Raw genomic sequence first — 16283 nt, 5'->3', positions numbered from 1 at the left:
AACGAGTGGCCGGGCGGGTAATTTAGTCGCGCGCAGGAAAAGCGCTGACGGCGCGTAGCGATCTTTTGCCGGGGCCGTAAATTTCCCCGGCGAGCAAACGTTCTAGCTTGGATAAAGCCTGCTTCATGGCTGACACAGGTAGGGCAATGACGATCTCTCGACGCTGGTTCATGGCGGGCATGGCACTCACGGGCGCCGCGCTGCCTGCCGCTTTTTATGCACATCGTGAGCTGACCCGCGAGGAGTTTCCGATCACCCCGGGCGAGGCTACGGTCGATCTGGCCGATACCGCCGGACAGCAGTTGGCGGACAACCTGCGCGGCGTCTGGGATATCCGTTTCAGCGGATCTGCGGCGGGGCTTGATGGCTTGCCACGCGACGGCCTCGAGTTGTTTCTCGACATTGCCCACAGGGGGCGCGGTTTGCGCGGGTTTCTCGATACCGGTGCCAGCCTGCGCTCAGAAGCGCCTGCGTGTTACCAAGTGATCGGCGATCTGGCGCCGGGCAACGGCGCCGAAATGTACTGGCGGCTGATGCGCGCCGATGCGCCGCACGCGCCGCCGGTCTACGAATTCAAAGTCAAACTCGACGAAGTCTGGGCGGCGTTCGGCAATGCCGGCAGCGGTACGTTCACCGGGCAAGTGTTGCGCCTCGATCGGCCGTTGGCGCTGCCTGAACTGGACAATCATTTCATCGCCATCAAGCGGCGTTTTCCCGAAGCCCGCGAACGCACCGGTTTGAACCCGACGCTGTTGGCGTGGCTGGTGGCGCCGGAACATCGCCTGTTCCACCAGCTCTGGCACGCCAGCCGCGACAAGTGGCACAAGCTCTCGGAGAAAAAGCGCGACGCCCTGCGCGGTATTGGCTGGCAACCCGGCCCCCGTGACAAGGAGCGCGATGCCCGTGGGCCCAGCAAGGATCGTAACGGCTCTGGCATCGATTTTTTCTTCATGCACCGGCACATGCTCGGTAAGGCCCGTTCGATGCAGGATCTGCCGTCCTGGCAGGCCTTCCCGATGCCGCAGCCGGAGCTGGAACGCGACCGCCAAGGCTTCGCCCGTTACTTCGACAATCACGACGGCGATGCACTGCCACCGACGTGGCTGACCGAAGGTGATGACGAATACACCAAGTGGGTCAGCGATATCAAAGCGGCCGAGACCTATCACAGTAATTTCCAGGTGTGGGAGTCGCAGTACCGCGACCCGCGCTACTTGGCGAAACTCACCCTCGGCCAGTTCGGCTCGGAAGTCGAACTGGGCCTGCACGACTGGTTGCACATGCGCTGGGCGTCGGTGGCGCGGGATCCGTCCAACGACATTCCGGTGCCGATGGCGCGCGATCAGGCGGATTTTGCCGCGCGTTGGTATGCGCCGGAAAACGACTTTCTCGGCGACCCGTTTTCCTCGCACGTGAACCCGGTGTTCTGGCGTTTCCACGGCTGGATCGATGACCGCATCGAAGACTGGTTCCGCGCCCACGAGCGTTTTCATCCGGGCGAGGTCAGCCGGCTGGAGGTCAACGGCGTGCCGTGGTTTGCGCCGGGGCGCTGGGTTGAGGTCGATGACCCGTGGCTGGGGCCGGACACCCATGGCTGCAGCACCGTGCCGGGGTTGCAGATCGGGCGCTCGGTGGAGATGGATCCAGAGACGATGAAGCTGGCGTTGCGCATCACCTTTGGCGATGAAGACAACATGGCCGACCTGTTCCGCAAAGTGCCGCAGCGACCGTGGTACGCGCGGCATCTGAAAGTGAAAGGGCGGCAACTCTGAGCGCAAAAAAATCGCAGCCCGGTGCTGCGATTTTTTTTGCCTGGGGATCTTGGTTGCCTGACCTGGCGCCTTCGCGAGCAGGCTCGCTCCCACAGGGGACTTTGTAAACGACGCAGATCCAATGTGGGAGCGAGCCTGCTCGCGAAGGCGTCAGTCCTGTCGATAATTTTCGCTCAGATAACCTGCCAACCCCCGCCCAGCGCCTTGTACAGGGCAATGCTGGCCTGCAAGCGCGAAAGGCGCAGTTGCACATTCATATCCTGCGCCGCATACAAGGTGCGCTGGGTTTGCAGCACCGTCAGCAAGTCTTCGGCACCGGCCTGATAGCGGCTCTGGGCAATGTCGAACGCGGTCTGCGCCTGGCTCAGTTCTTCGCTTTGCCACTGGCGCTGTTCATCGAGGCCGCGAATGTTGCTCAGGGCTTTCTCCACGTCGGCAAAGCCATTGATGATCGCCCCGCGATAGGTTTCCAGCAGTTCGTCCTGACGCGCCTTGGCCTTGTCGCGCTCGGCGCTCAGGCGGCCGTTGTTGAAGATTGGCGCGGTCAATCCGGAAGACAGGTTGTAGAACGTGGTGCGCAGCAGGTCCGCCGCCAGATCGGCGCCGGTGCCGAGGCTGGCGGTCAGGGTGATTTTCGGCAGCATGGCGGCGCGGGCCACGCTGACGTCAGCCTGGGCCGCCGCCAGTTTGGCTTCGGCGCTGGCGATGTCCGGACGCCGGCTCAGCAGATCGCTGGGCACGCCACTGGCGATGTTCGGCCATTGCAACTGTTCGAATGACTGTTGCGGTGCCGACAATGCCTGCACCGGTTGGCCGAGCAGGGCGGCGAGGGTGATCAAGGCTTCGCGGGCCTGTTGCTGCACCAGTGGCAATTTGCGCTGCTGTTCGGCGACCAGGCTTTTTTGCTGGGCCAGTTCCAGCGCGGTGGCGCTGCCGGCGTCGAAGCGGGTTTGCACCAGGTGCAGGACGTTCTGCGCATTGGCCAGATTGAGCTCGGCAATGCGTGCCTGTTCGCGCAATGCCAAGGCCTGTGTGTAACTGTTGGCGACGCCGCTTTGCAGGGTCAGTTCGACGGTGGCACGGTCGAATTCGCTGGCCTGTACACCGAACACGGCGCTGTCGCGCGCCGCGCGTTTACCGCCCCAGAAGTCTATTTCGTAACTGGCGCTCAGCTCGGCGTCGTAGTAATCCAGCGAGCGATTATCCGGGCTGACGTCGAGTTGGCTGTAGCCTTTGCCGTGCAACAGTTTCTGCCGATTGGCATTGAGACCGGCCTTGATTTCCGGGAGCAGCGGGGCGCCGGCAATCGTCGCACTTGCCTGGGCCTGCCTGACCCGGGCGACGGCGGCGCCGAGGTCATGGCTGCCCACTCGCGCCTGTTCGACCAGACGATCCAGCTCGGGGCTGCCGAACTGAGTCCACCATTGGCGGTTGCTCTGCACGGCACCGGGATGCTCAGGCGATTGCCACGCGGCCGGAGGCTGCACGCCGCTGTCGGGACGTGGCGCAGGGCTGTTACAGGCCGCCAGCAACAGGCTGGCGGCAAGGATGGTCAGTGGCGCTTTCATAGGTCGATCATTCACTGGTAAGGGCCGTGACCGGGTCGAGCCGGGCAGCCTTGCGGGCAGGCATGAAGCCGAAGAGGACGCCGGTGGCCAGCGCGCAGGCGAAAGCGCCGATGACGGCCAGCCATTGAAACGCGATCGCCACGCCGCTGAACAACAGCACGCCGCCGACCAGCATCGCCAGGCTGATACCGGCCAAGCCGCCGACCACCGAAAGCATCACCGCTTCGGTGAGAAACTGGCGCAGGATGTCGCGCTGGCGCGCGCCCGTGGCCATACGGATACCGATTTCCCGGGTGCGTTCGCGCACGGTCATGAGCATGATGTTCATCACCCCGATACCGCCGACCAGCAACGAGATCGCGGCGATGGCGCCGAGCATCAGCGACAGCGTGCCCTGCGTGCGTGCTTCGGCTTGAATCATTGCGGCGTTGTTGGTCAGTTCGAAATCCTTCTTGCCGTTGTGCCGCCGCAGCATCGCCTGTTCGATCGCCTGCTCGGCGTCTTTGACTTTGCGTGCGTCCTTGGCGGCGATCACCACGTATTCCGGATTACGGCTGCCGAACAGGCGCGTGCTGGCCGCCGAGTAGGGCACGGCGATGCGGTTGTCGCTGTCGGAATCGCCGGAGCTCGAGCCCTTTTCCGCCAGAACACCGAGCACCTGAAACGGCACGTTTTCGATCAGGATGTATTGGCCGATCGGATCGGCGACATCCTTGAGCAGCTTGTCGCGCACCTTGGTGCCGATCACGGCCACGGCGGCGGCGCTGTCTTCATCGGCCTGGCTGAAGTAGCTGCCCTGAACCACCGGCCAGTTGAAAATGCTTGGAAAATTGGTGTCGTTGCCACCGACGTAACTGCTGTGGTCGGCATTGCCGAAACGCACGCCAGCGGTCGAGCCGTTGACCGGCATGATCCGCTCGACCTGGGGCAGGGCGGCTAGTTCGGCGACGTCGTCGAGGGTGATGATGCCCGGTGGTGTGCGCGGATTGGGTGCGGCGCCGCTGAGGTAGATGATGTTGGAACCGAAGGCGCCCATTTGCGCCATCACCTGGCGTTTGCTGCCTTCGCCCACCGCGAGCATCACCACCACCGAGGCCACGCCGATGACGATCCCGAGCAGGGTCAGCGCAGTACGAAAACGATTGATCCACATGACCCGCCACGCCGCTTGCACGGCGTCGACCAGTTCACCTTTCCAGGCGCCGGTCTGGGTGCTGCCGCTGCTCAGGCGCTGGCGCAGATCCACCGCTTGCAGGGCACCGGGATTGGCGCTGCGTGGTGGCGCTGACGGGTGTTCGGCGGTGTCGCTGATGATCAGGCCGTCACGAATCTCGATGATGCGCTTGGCTCGTTGTGCGACTTCGCGGTCGTGGGTGATGAGAATCACCACATGGCCCTGACTGGCGAGTTCGTCGAGCAGGGTCATGACCTCGGCGCCGCTGTGGCTGTCGAGGGCGCCGGTGGGTTCGTCGGCGAGGATGATGTGGCCGCCGTTCATCAGCGCCCGGGCAATCGACACCCGTTGTTGCTGACCACCGGAAAGCTGATGCGGGCGGTTACCGGTGCGGCTGCCCAGGCCGAGCCGCTCCAGCAAGGCACTGGCCCGGGCGTGGCGTTCGGCGGCCGGGGTACCGGCGTAGATAGCCGGCATTTCGACGTTTTCCTGGGCGGAGCCGGACGGAATCAGGTGATAACCCTGGAATACAAAACCAAACGCTTCGCGGCGCAGCCAGGCCAGCGCATCGCTGTCGAGTCGGGCGACGTCTTCTCCGGCGAAGCGATATTCGCCGCTGGTAGGGCGGTCGAGGCAGCCGAGGATATTCATCAATGTCGACTTGCCGGAGCCGGACGCCCCGACGATGGCGACGAACTCACCGGCATGAATCGACAGATCAATGCCGCGTAATACTTCCACCAGCGGGCTGTCATTGCCGCCATAGGCTTTGCGGATCTGCCGCAGGTCAATCAGGGGCGTTTGCATTCAGCCTCCGCTGCCGGTGGCCGGCGCGCTGAGGATGTGATCGCCTTCGGCCAGGCCTTCAAGCACTTGGGTGCGCAAGCGGTCGCTGATGCCGGTGCGCACTTCGCGGGACTGGATTTCGCCATTGGCGGCGACGATCTGCGCCCGTTGCCATTGTGGGCGTGAGCCGGGTTGCAGGGCGGCGCTGGGCACAGTGAGGGTGTCTTGCGCCTGTTGCGCCACAAAGAACACCTGCGCAGTCATGTCGGTCATCAGGCTGTTGTCGGCGTTGTCGACGTCGAGCAATACGGTGTAGAGCACCACGCGTTCGCTGCCGCTGCGACCGCTGGTGGGACTGCCACCCTGATTCTGTTCGAGCGGGCGCGGCGGCACCGGCAGAATTTGCCGGACGGTGCTGCTCCAGCGCCGAGCGCCGCCGCTGAGCGTGGTGAAGTAGGCGGTCATGCCGGGTTTGACGTGGCCGATGTCCGCTTCGGAAACCTCGGCCCACACGGTCATCGGCGAAAGCCGGGCGATGCGCAGAATCAGCGGGGTTTGCTGCTGCGCGTTGAGCGTCTGGCCTTCGCGGGCGCCGACGGCGACGACCGTACCGCTCATCGGCGCATAAATACGCGTGTAGCCGAGCTCCGCTTCATCACTGCGCAGGCTGGCTTGAGCCTGGCGGATCTGCGCCTGGAACATGTCGATGCGTGCCTGCGTGGCGCGGACTTCGGCGCGGGCGGTCTGCACGTCTTCCTCACGGGTGGCGCCACCGGCGGCGAGTTTCTGCTGGCGCTGGTATTTCTGTTGCGCGAGGTCGTGCTGGGCGCGTTGCTCCTGCAACTGTGCCTTGAGGTTTTCGATGGAAAACCGCCCGGCATCCAGTTTGGCCTTTTGCGTGGAGGGGTCGATCTCTACCAGTAACTGGCCTTCCTTGACCGTGTCGCCAGCCTCGACATGAATCTTCTGGATCTGCCCGGACGCCTGCGCACCGACGTCCACATAACGGCGTGGCTGCAGCGTGCCCAGTGCGGTCACGCTGTTTTCGATACTGCTGCGGGTCACCTGCACCGTGGCGAGGGCGTCGCGCCCGGGCGGCAGGACTTGCCACGCGGCAACGGCGATCACGGGAATCAGGCAAAGGGCGGCGAACAGAGCGCGTCGGGCGGGGCGGGGACGTTTCATGCAGGGTTCCGGCCAGTGGAATCGGCCCGTCATTCGGCCAGTACACAGGCGTGCAGAGGCGCTGAACGCTGTCGCATGGCACGACAGATACGGGGAGCTGTCCTGTAAACGATGAATGCACAAGGGAATTTAAGCGCCGTACACATCAAGTAACAGGTAGCCAGACGCGACTATTTGGGGCGGATGTGGAAACAGCGCTTTAAATCTATATGAGAATTACTATAAATTACGCACCTCACGTTGCCACTATCTTGCTACTGCGTTTGCGGCGGCTGGATCAGTGTGCTCAAGGACAGGAACTGCATCGATGCGGTCGGGAGTCATGTTGGAAAACTACTATCGCGAGCTGGTGTGTTTCCTTAACGCCAAGCTGGGCAACCGTCAGGTGGCCGAAGATGTGGTGCATGACGCTTATGTACGGGTACTGGAGCGTTCCAGCGACACACCGATCGAACAACCGCGGGCCTTCCTTTATCGCACGGCATTGAACCTGGTTATCGATGATCATCGGCGCAACGCCTTGCGCCAGGTCGAATCGCTCGATGTGCTGGACAGCGAAGAGCGCTATTTCACCCCGTCGCCCCACGGCACCCTCGACCACGGTCAACGTCTGGAGATGCTCCAGCGCGCGTTGGCCGAGTTGCCGCCGCGCTGCCGAGAAAGTTTTCTGCTGCGCAAGATCGAAGGTCTGTCCCATCCGGAAATTGCCGAGCACCTGGGGATTTCCAAGGCGTTGGTGGAAAAGCACATCGTCAACGCCATGAAGCATTGCCGCTTGCGCATCAAACAATGGGACGCCCATTGATCCTTGCTGGTTAAATTTCCGTTCATCGTCCTCGTTCCTACTCAACAGACGACCTGCTGACCTGATTCAGGCCGGTCAGGCCACCCAGGCTTTATCCCCGCGTTGAGGGGTTCATCCAGAGGACACTGGAAATGACACAGGCAATTGCATCGCCCATCGTTCACGACCTGATCGGCGTCGGTTTCGGCCCTTCGAACCTGGCGCTGGCCATCGCTCTGCAAGAGCGCGGCCCGACCCAGGGTGAGCTGAATGTGCTGTTCCTCGACAAGCAGGCCAACTACAGCTGGCACGGCAACACCTTGTCGACGCAGAGCGAGTTGCAGATTTCCTTCCTCAAGGATCTGGTGACCCTGCGTAATCCGACCAGCCCGTACTCGTTCGTCAATTACCTCAAGTATCACGGTCGTCTGGTCGACTTCATCAACCTCGGCACCTTCTATCCGTGCCGCATGGAGTACAACGACTACCTGCGCTGGGTCGCCGGGCAGTTCACCGAGCAGAGCCGTTACGGCGAAGAAGTGCTGACCATCGAGCCCGTGCTGCACAACCACCAGGTTGAAGCGCTGCGCGTGATTTCCCGCGATAGCCAGGGCCTGCAACATGTACGCACCACCCGTTCGGTGGTGGTCAGCGCCGGTGGCACACCGCGTATTCCGGAGGCGTTCAAAGCGCTGAAGGGCGATAGCCGCGTGTTCCACCACTCGCAATACCTCTCGCAAATGGCCAAGCAGCCGTGCGTGAACAATCAGCCGATGAGCATCGCGATCATCGGCGGTGGGCAGAGTGCGGCGGAAGCCTTTATCGATCTGAACGATTCGTTCCCGTCGGTGCAGGTCGACATGATCCTGCGCGGCTCGGCCTTGAAGCCCGCCGACGACAGCCCGTTCGTCAACGAAGTGTTCTCGCCTGAGTTCACTGATCTGGTGTTCCAGCAGAACAGCGTCGAGCGTGAGCGTCTGGTCAACGAGTACCACAACACCAACTATTCGGTGGTCGACATCGACCTGATCGAGCGCATCTACGGCATCTTCTATCGGCAGAAAGTCTCGGGTGTTGCCCGTCACGCGTTCCGTACCCTGACCACCGTCGAGAAAGCCACCGCCACCGAAAACGGTATCGAGTTGGCTGTGCGCAACAACGCCACTGGCGAAGTCAGCGTACGCAACTACGATGCGGTGGTCCTGGCCACTGGTTACGAGCGGCAGATGCACCGCAAACTGCTGGCGCCGCTGGAAGAATACCTGGGCGACTTCGAGGTCGATCGCAATTACAAACTGATCACCGACGAACGCTGCCAGGCCGGCATCTACATGCAGGGCTTCTGCCAGGCCAGCCATGGTCTGAGCGATACGCTGCTGTCGGTGCTGCCGATTCGTGCGGACGAGATTGCCGGTTCTTTGTATGACCATGGCAAGAACCGTGGGCATCGGTCGATGGCGGATCTGCTGTTGGCGACGGCCAGTTGATTTTTTAGCGCCTCACATACCGCTTTCGCGAGCAAGCTCGCTCCCACAATGGTTCTGTGTACGCCGGACAAATGTGGGAGCGAGCTTGCTCGCGAAGGGGCCTTCAAGAACACCGCAAAAATTCGTTCCTGAACCCTTCCTGAACATCCCCCACATTCCCCGACACACTGCCTTTTGCGGGTTTACTCTCCAGACATCGGGGCGTAAGCTTCGCGCGTTTTCATCAATAGCGGAGACCCACAGTGGGTACTTGTTCGAGTGACAGTTGTCGGCCGGTCTCGGTAACCGGCAGATTCTCGGCAAGATAACGCGCAGCCTTTCTCTGCCGTTGTCTCGCCGTAACAGCGAGCAGCGGCATCCCGTGCATGACCCGTCCTGGGCCATGTCTGGACGTTCCTTCTCATCGACGCTGAACAGAGCGTGATTGCGACTTTATTGTCGTCATCGCAGCCCTATCGACACGCCTGTCGTTTCTGACTGGCGCGCCAAGCCTTGCCGTGCCGGTTTTTCCGGCGGACGAGGCGCGGCCGTACCTGCTTGACGGTTTCCCGGCTGACCATAGGGGCAACAGCCATGAAACTTACGCTCAAGGAATTCTTCGCAGGTTTTCTGCGGACCCGCCACATCGCCCGGCACTTCCGTCGTCTGGCGCTGCTGGAATCGATCAACGACACCACGGTCAGCCGTGAAGTCCCGCCGACTTTGGCCAACACCCTGGTCGATGCCGCGCATTGCGACAGCGGTGTGTTGCTGTCGTCACTCGGCACGCATTCCGATGGCCTCACCGATTTCGAAGTCGATGCGCTGCGTGCGCAATACGGTCTCAACGAAGTCGAACACGAGCAGCCGCTGCCATGGTGGATTCACCTGTGGCACTGCTACAAAAACCCGTTCAACTTGCTGCTGACGTTGTTGGCGGTGATCTCGTGGCTGACCGAAGACCTCAAGGCCGCCGTGGTGATTTTCTCCATGGTGGTGCTGTCGACGCTGCTGCGTTTCTGGCAGGAAAGCAAATCCAACCAGGCTGCCGACGCGCTGAAAGCCATGGTCAGCAACACCGCCACGGTGATGCGCCGTGATGCACCGCGCAGCGAGTTGCCGATCAAGCAACTGGTGCCGGGCGATCTGATCGTGCTCTCGGCCGGCGACATGATTCCCGCTGATTGCCGGGTGCTCAGTGCCAAAGATCTGTTCGTCAGCCAGGCGGCGATGACCGGTGAATCGATGCCGGTGGAAAAATTTTCGCGTCAGCAGGATCGCGACACGCGCAATCCTCTGGAGCTGGACAACATCCTGTTCATGGGCACCAACGTCGTCTCCGGCACGGCGGTGGCGGTGATTCTCACCACGGGCAACAGCACCTATTTCGGTGCGCTGGCCCAGCGTGTCGGCGCAACCGATCGCGCGGTGACTTCGTTCCAGCAAGGCGTCAACAAAGTCAGCTGGCTGTTGATCCGTTTCATGTTCGTGATGGCGCCGCTGGTGCTGTTCATCAACGGTTTTACCAAGGGTGACTGGACCGAAGCATTGCTGTTCGCGCTGTCGATTGCCGTCGGCCTGACCCCGGAAATGCTGCCGATGATCGTCACCTCGACGCTGGCCAAAGGCGCGGTGTTCCTGTCGCGTAAAAAAGTCATCGTCAAACGTCTCGATGCGATCCAGAACTTTGGCGCGATGGACGTGCTGTGCACCGACAAGACTGGCACGCTGACCCAGGACAAGATCTTCCTCGCGCGCAATGTCGATGTCTGGGGCGAAGACTCCGATGACGTGCTGGAAATGGCCTACCTCAACAGCTACTACCAGACCGGTCTGAAAAACCTGCTCGATGTCGCGGTGCTGGAGCACGTGGAAATCCACCGTGAACTGAAAGTCGGCACGACGTTTCGCAAGGTCGATGAGATCCCGTTCGACTTCAATCGTCGGCGTATGTCGGTGGTGGTCGAAGGACGTGGCCAGCCACATCAGTTGATTTGCAAAGGTGCCGTGGAAGAAGTCTTGGCGGTGTGCAGCCGCGTGCGTCACGGTGAGGTCGATGAAGCCTTGAGCGATGAATTGCTGACCCGGATTCGTCAGGTCACCGCAGCATTCAACGCTGAAGGCTTGCGCGTGGTGGCGGTGGCCGCACGCTCGATGCCCGAAGGTCGCGAGATTTACAGCCTGGCCGATGAACAGGAACTGACGCTGATCGGCTATGTGGCGTTCCTCGATCCCCCGAAGGAAAGCACCGCGCCGGCGCTCAAGGCCTTGGCCGAACATGGCGTGGCGGTGAAAGTGCTGACCGGCGACAACGAACTGGTGACCGCGAAAATCTGCCGCGAAGTCGGTCTGGCTCAGCAGGGTTTGCTACTGGGTAACGACGTTGAACGCATGAGCGATGCCGAACTGGCGGTTGCCGTAGAGACCACCAACGTCTTCGCCAAACTGACGCCGTCGCACAAGGAACGCATCGTGCGCGTCCTCAAAGGCAATGGTCATGTGGTCGGCTTCATGGGTGACGGCATCAACGATGCGCCCGCGCTGCGCACCGCCGACATCGGTATTTCCGTGGACAGCGCGGTGGACATCGCCAAGGAAGCGGCGGACATCATCCTGTTGGAAAAGAGCCTGATGGTGCTGGAGGAGGGCGTACTCGAAGGGCGGCGCACCTTCGCCAACATGCTCAAGTACATCAAGATGACCGCCAGTTCCAATTTCGGCAACGTCTTCTCGGTGCTGGTCGCCAGTGCGTTCATTCCGTTCTTGCCGATGCTGCCGATGCACCTGCTGGTGCAGAACCTGCTCTACGACATTTCGCAGATCGCCATTCCGTTCGATAACGTCGACGAGGACATGCTGAAAAAACCACAACGCTGGCAGCCGGGTGACGTTGGGCGCTTCATGCTGTTCTTCGGCCCGATCAGTTCGATCTTCGACATCACCACATTCGCCTTGATGTGGTACGTATTCGATGCCAACACCCCGGATCACCAGACCCTGTTCCAGTCCGGCTGGTTTGTGGTCGGGTTGCTGACCCAGACGCTGATCGTGCACATGATCCGCACGCCGAAGATTCCGTTCCTGCAAAGCCGCGCGGCCATGCCGCTGCTGGTGATGACCGGGATCATCATGGCGGTCGGCATCTTCCTGCCGATGGGGCCGCTGGCGCACTACTTCAAACTGCAGGCGCTGCCGTCGCTGTACTTCGTGTTCCTGCCGGTGATTCTGCTGGCGTACATGGCGCTGACCCAGGCAGTGAAAGGGTTCTACATCCGCCGGTTCGGCTGGCAATAACCGCACGGCCAACACCGTTCCCCTGTGGGAGCGAGCCTGCTCGCGAAGGCGTCCAGTCAGTTAATCATCTGTTAGCTGACACACCGCTTTCGCGAGCAAGCTCGCTCCCACAAGGAGTTGATGCGTTCTCAAGAGGGAGATACACATGCAAGCCATCAACAACCTCAACCTCGATTCGCTGCTCGATACCCTCGTCAGCCTCAGCGCTGCGTTCATTCTCGGCGGTCTGATCGGCTTCGAGCGTCAGTACCGGCAACGCACCGCCGGCCTGCGCACCAATGTGCTGGTCGCCGTCGGCGCGGCGATTTTCGTCGACATGGCCAACCGTCTCGCCGGTGCCGAAGGTGCGGTGCGTGTGGTCGCCTACGTGGTCTCCGGCATCGGTTTTCTCGGCGCCGGGGTGATCATGCGCGAAGAGGGCAACGTGCGCGGTCTCAATACCGCCGCGACCCTGTGGACCTCCGCAGCGGTCGGTGCCTGTGCCGGGGCCGATCTGCTCGCCGAAGCCGTACTCGGCACGCTATTCATTCTGGCCGCCAACACCTTGCTGCGGCCGATCGTCAACAACATCAACCGCCAGCCACTGGACGTGGTCTCGGCGGAAGTCACCAACATCGTTTACGTCATCGCCCGGCGCTCGCAGCAAACCGCCGTGTTCGCCTTGCTTGAGGCCGAGCTTGAACGCAGCAACTACCCGGCCAGCGATGTTGATGTGCATGCCTTCGGCGCCGATGAAATCGAAATCGAAGCGACGCTGGCGACGACGTCGGTCGATGGTGATGAACTGGATGCGCTGGTGGCGCGGATTTCCACATCGGCGCTGGTGGTGCAGGCGTTCTGGAGTCCGAGTACCACGGAATGATCGTTTTCGGTTGCTGAGAATTGTCCTACAAGGCGGCAAGAAAGAGCCTACATTTTCACCCTTGGGTCTCGATCACTATTTGTTCCGGAGCAGAGATGCCCGGCGTCCTGATGACTCGATGCGTTATTACGGAAGTGCAATGAATACCTGGAAAGTTCGGCAGGGAATGGCCGGAAAGAGGGGGGAACCATTCGTTGCAGATTCCGTGATGAAGGTTGTTCGCTACAGCGAGCAAGCCTGTTGTCGCTGATGAGTAATTGGGAGAGCCAGGCCGCTGGGCCGAATAAACAACTATCCCAAGAGATGTAAAAAATGAAAAAGATCGTCGCTGTTACCGCCGCTACCGTTGTCATGGGTCTCGCTTCTTTCGCCAATGCTGCGACGCCGGCTTCCGGCAACCCTGGCACCGTACGTTTCAATGGTGAAATCGTATCCGGCGCCTGCGGTATCGACGCCAGCTCTCTGGACCAGACCGTTTCCCTGGGGCAGGTGCCATCGAACCAGTTCAAGGCGATCGGTGATCGTTCGACGCCGACCAAGTTCGACATCATCCTGACCGACTGCGACACCACCACCCAGAAGAACGCCCGCTTCACCTTCAGCGGTGTGCAGGATCCAGCGGTTCCGGGCCTGTTCGCCACTACCGGTCTGGCGCAGAACGTCGGCATCCGTCTGCAGGCCAGCGCTGGCGAAATGCTCGATAACGGCACCGAGCAGGTCGCTCCGGTTGTGCTGCAAAACGGCAACAACACCGTGACCTTCGCCGCCATGTATGAAGCCACCTCTGCGACCGTCACCACCGGTGAAGCAGACAGCGTTGCGAACTTCACCGTGGCCTACAACTGATACCTCGGTATCGCACGTTGTAAGAGAAAGGGGTGAAAACCCCTTTTTTCTTTTCCGTCAAAGTTCTGATAAAGGCTATTTCCCGTGTACGGCCGAAAACTTTTCGTGTCTTGCGTGTTGATCTCCTGTGCGCGTTATTCAAACGCTGTGGAGTTTAATTCGGAGTTCCTGAATATCGATAAAAACGACGATATCAGTCTCGGACAGTTTGCCCACGCCCAATATACTGTGCCCGGTCGTTACTTGCTGGATATCACCGTCAATCAGCGTTATTTCGGCTCACGTTCGATCGAGTTCAAGAGCGGCGCCAACCCGCAAGAAAGTTACGCCTGTCTGCCCGAAGACCTGGTGGCGACCTTTGGTCTCAAGCCTGCGTTGCTCAAAAGCCTGCCGCGTCTGGCTGAGGGGCAATGTGTGGATTTGCGTGGCATTGAAAATGCCTCGATCAAGTACATGAAAAACCTTGGACGGCTGTCGATCAGTCTGCCGCAGGCCACCTTCGAATATGACGATCCCAACTACATTCCGCCTGCCGCCTGGAGCGACGGGCTCAACGGCGCGTTGCTTGATTACCGAGTGATCGCCAACAGCCGCGAAACCAATACGCCGTCCGGCGATTCGCGTTCATTGCAAAGCTATGGCACGGCCGGGGTCAACCTCGATGCCTGGCGCATCCGCGCCGATTATCAGGCGCGGCAAGAATCAGGTAGCCAGAATAATGATCCCCACGGCGAAGCGTTCCAGTTGAACCGCTTGTACGCCTATCGCGCGTTGCCATCGATACGTTCGAAGCTGTCGGTCGGTGAGGACTATCTGAACTCCGATGTGTTCGACACCTTCGCCTTGCGCGGTGCGACCCTGAGCAGCGACGACCGCATGTTGCCGCCGAACCTGCGCGGTTATGCGCCGCTGATCAGTGGCGTGGCGCGTACCAACGCGACCGTCACCGTGTCCCAGCAGGGCCGTGTGTTGTACTCGACCACGGTGACGCCGGGCGCGTTCAGCCTTCAGGATCTCAACAGCAGCGTGCAAGGCACACTGGATGTGACCGTGCGCGAAGAGGATGGCAGCGAACAAACGTTTACCGTAGCCACCGCCGCCGTGCCGTTCCTGTCCCGTGAAGGCGAGTTGCGTTACAAGGTTTCCGCCGGCCAGCCGCGCCTGACCGGTAACGGCGGCACAGAGCCTGAGTTTGTCGCCTCGGAAGCGGCCTATGGTCTGCCAAGGGACTGGACGATCTACGGTGGCGTGCTGGCGGCCTCGGGTTATCAGTCGAATGCCATCGGTATCGGCAAGGACCTTGGCGTATTCGGCGCAGTGTCTGGTGATGTCACCACGTCTCGGGCGAAGCTGCGCTGGAACGGCGAAACCGTGGCCGGCAACTCTTACAGAATCAACTATTCCAAGCGTTTTGACGCCATTGGCACCGACCTGCGGTTTTTGGGTTATCGCTTTTCCGACAAGACCTTCACCAACTTTTCGCAGTTTGTCGGCGATGCCGATTCCTATGCGATGAACTCGGGCAAGCAACGTTATTCGGTGACCTTGGCCAAGCATTTTTCCTGGTTATCGACGAGTTTTTCCTACGACCATTCGACTTATTGGGACGCGCCGGCAGCCGATCGTTTCGGCATGACCGTGGCGCGCAGTTTTTCCCTTGGCAACGTCAAGAACATCACCGCAAACCTGTCGGCTTACCAGACGCAAAACAGTCGGCAGAATGACTCGCAGATCTACCTCGGTGTGACGGTGCCACTGGGGGGCAATTCGATGGCCTCCAGTAACCTGCAGCGCTCGGGCTCCGGCGATTCGTCCGCCAGTGTCGGCTACAGCCATGACGACGGCGAAGGCGTGAACTATCAGGTGTATGGCGGCGTTGGCGACAACCGCTACGTCAACGCCTATGTCGGTAAACGCGCTTCGAGTTACCGCGCCAATGCGTCGGCCTCCACCGATGGCAGCACCTATCGCTCGCTGACCGGCGAACTCGACAGCTCGCTGGTCGCCACCCGTTATGGAGTCTCGGCCCATGGCAATGGCACCAATGGCGATACGCGCCTGCTGGTGTCCACCGATGGCGTACCGGACGTGGCCTTCACCGGGCAGACCCGCACCAACCGGGACGGCTATGCGGTGATGGATGGCTTGCCCTCGTTTCAGGCTTACGAAGCGCGGGTCAACGTCGAAAAACTGCCGCTCAACACCGAAGTGTCCAACCCGATCCAGCGTCTGGCGCTGACCGAGGGAGCCATCGGCTACGTCAATTTCGCCACGGGGCAGGGCCGCAACGCATTTGTCGTGTTGACCCGCAACGACGGTAAACCGGTGCCTTTCGGCGCATCGGTGCAGGACAAGAACACCAACCGGGAGGTGGGCATCGTCGGCGAGGCGGGCGTCACTTATCTGTTGGGCATCAAGGTTGGGGCTGAACTGGTAGCGCGTTGGGATGACGCCGGCCAATGCAGTCTGGCCAAACTTCCTGAGGAGGACGTGGTGAGCAATATCGCCAAGCCTGCCCAGTGTCTGTAACCGCGTCTTCCAATAAA

Annotated in this window: 10 protein-coding genes; 7 read left to right on the top strand and 3 right to left on the bottom strand. The window is 60.9% G+C overall.

The features are described 5' to 3' along the window. Positions 1-146: 146 nt before the first annotated feature. Entirely contained in the window at positions 147-1772 is a 1626-nt protein-coding gene (gene pvdP / locus AC1DVF_RS05820; protein WP_460090313.1) for a pyoverdine maturation tyrosinase PvdP, read from the top strand. Positions 1773-1945: 173 nt separating this feature from the next. Here pvdP and AC1DVF_RS05815 read toward each other — a convergent pair whose 3' ends face one another. From AC1DVF_RS05815 to AC1DVF_RS05805, 3 genes are read right to left on the bottom strand one after another with little or no spacing between them, the layout of a single operon-like run. Next, positions 1946-3340 (bottom strand): efflux transporter outer membrane subunit, encoded by a 1395-nt coding sequence (locus AC1DVF_RS05815; protein WP_477782210.1) that lies wholly within the window; start codon positions 3338-3340, stop codon positions 1946-1948. 7 nt (positions 3341-3347) lie between these two features. Beyond that, positions 3348-5321: a MacB family efflux pump subunit gene (locus tag AC1DVF_RS05810; RefSeq protein ID WP_099758505.1), complete on the bottom strand. Its 1974-nt coding sequence runs from the start codon at positions 5319-5321 to the stop codon at positions 3348-3350. Further along, positions 5322-6485, bottom strand: coding sequence for an efflux RND transporter periplasmic adaptor subunit (locus tag AC1DVF_RS05805; RefSeq protein WP_320337311.1), 1164 nt, complete (start codon positions 6483-6485; stop codon positions 5322-5324). It abuts the gene before it with no gap. A gap of 322 nt (positions 6486-6807) precedes the next feature. Here AC1DVF_RS05805 and AC1DVF_RS05800 point away from each other — a divergent pair, with 322 nt between their 5' ends. The 6 genes from AC1DVF_RS05800 to AC1DVF_RS05775 all read left to right on the top strand — a co-directional run bounded on the left by AC1DVF_RS05800 (position 6808) and on the right by AC1DVF_RS05775 (position 16266). Continuing rightward, the gene (locus tag AC1DVF_RS05800) at positions 6808-7290 is read left to right on the top strand and encodes a sigma-70 family RNA polymerase sigma factor (protein ID WP_042704912.1); all 483 of its coding nucleotides are present in this window, start codon (positions 6808-6810) and stop codon (positions 7288-7290) included. A 131-nt stretch (positions 7291-7421) separates the two neighbouring features. After that, positions 7422-8756 (top strand): lysine N(6)-hydroxylase/L-ornithine N(5)-oxygenase family protein, encoded by a 1335-nt coding sequence (locus AC1DVF_RS05795; RefSeq protein ID WP_460090317.1) that lies wholly within the window; start codon positions 7422-7424, stop codon positions 8754-8756. A gap of 573 nt (positions 8757-9329) precedes the next feature. Then, a complete protein-coding gene (gene mgtA, locus AC1DVF_RS05790) occupies positions 9330-12029 on the top strand; it encodes a magnesium-translocating P-type ATPase (protein WP_460090318.1) in 2700 nt (899 codons plus the stop codon). Positions 12030-12174: 145 nt separating this feature from the next. Then, the gene (locus AC1DVF_RS05785) at positions 12175-12891 is read left to right on the top strand and encodes an MgtC/SapB family protein (protein WP_007913384.1); all 717 of its coding nucleotides are present in this window, start codon (positions 12175-12177) and stop codon (positions 12889-12891) included. Between the two features lie 312 nt (positions 12892-13203). Then, a complete protein-coding gene (locus AC1DVF_RS05780; RefSeq protein ID WP_093431979.1) occupies positions 13204-13737 on the top strand; it encodes a fimbrial protein in 534 nt (177 codons plus the stop codon). A gap of 84 nt (positions 13738-13821) precedes the next feature. After that, entirely contained in the window at positions 13822-16266 is a 2445-nt protein-coding gene (locus AC1DVF_RS05775) for a fimbria/pilus outer membrane usher protein (RefSeq protein WP_477782209.1), read from the top strand. Positions 16267-16283: the final 17 nt, after the last annotated feature.

The sequence above is a fragment of the Pseudomonas sp. P4_D7 genome, assembly GCF_056401755.1.
This window is presented reverse-complemented; position numbering and strand designations above follow the sequence as displayed.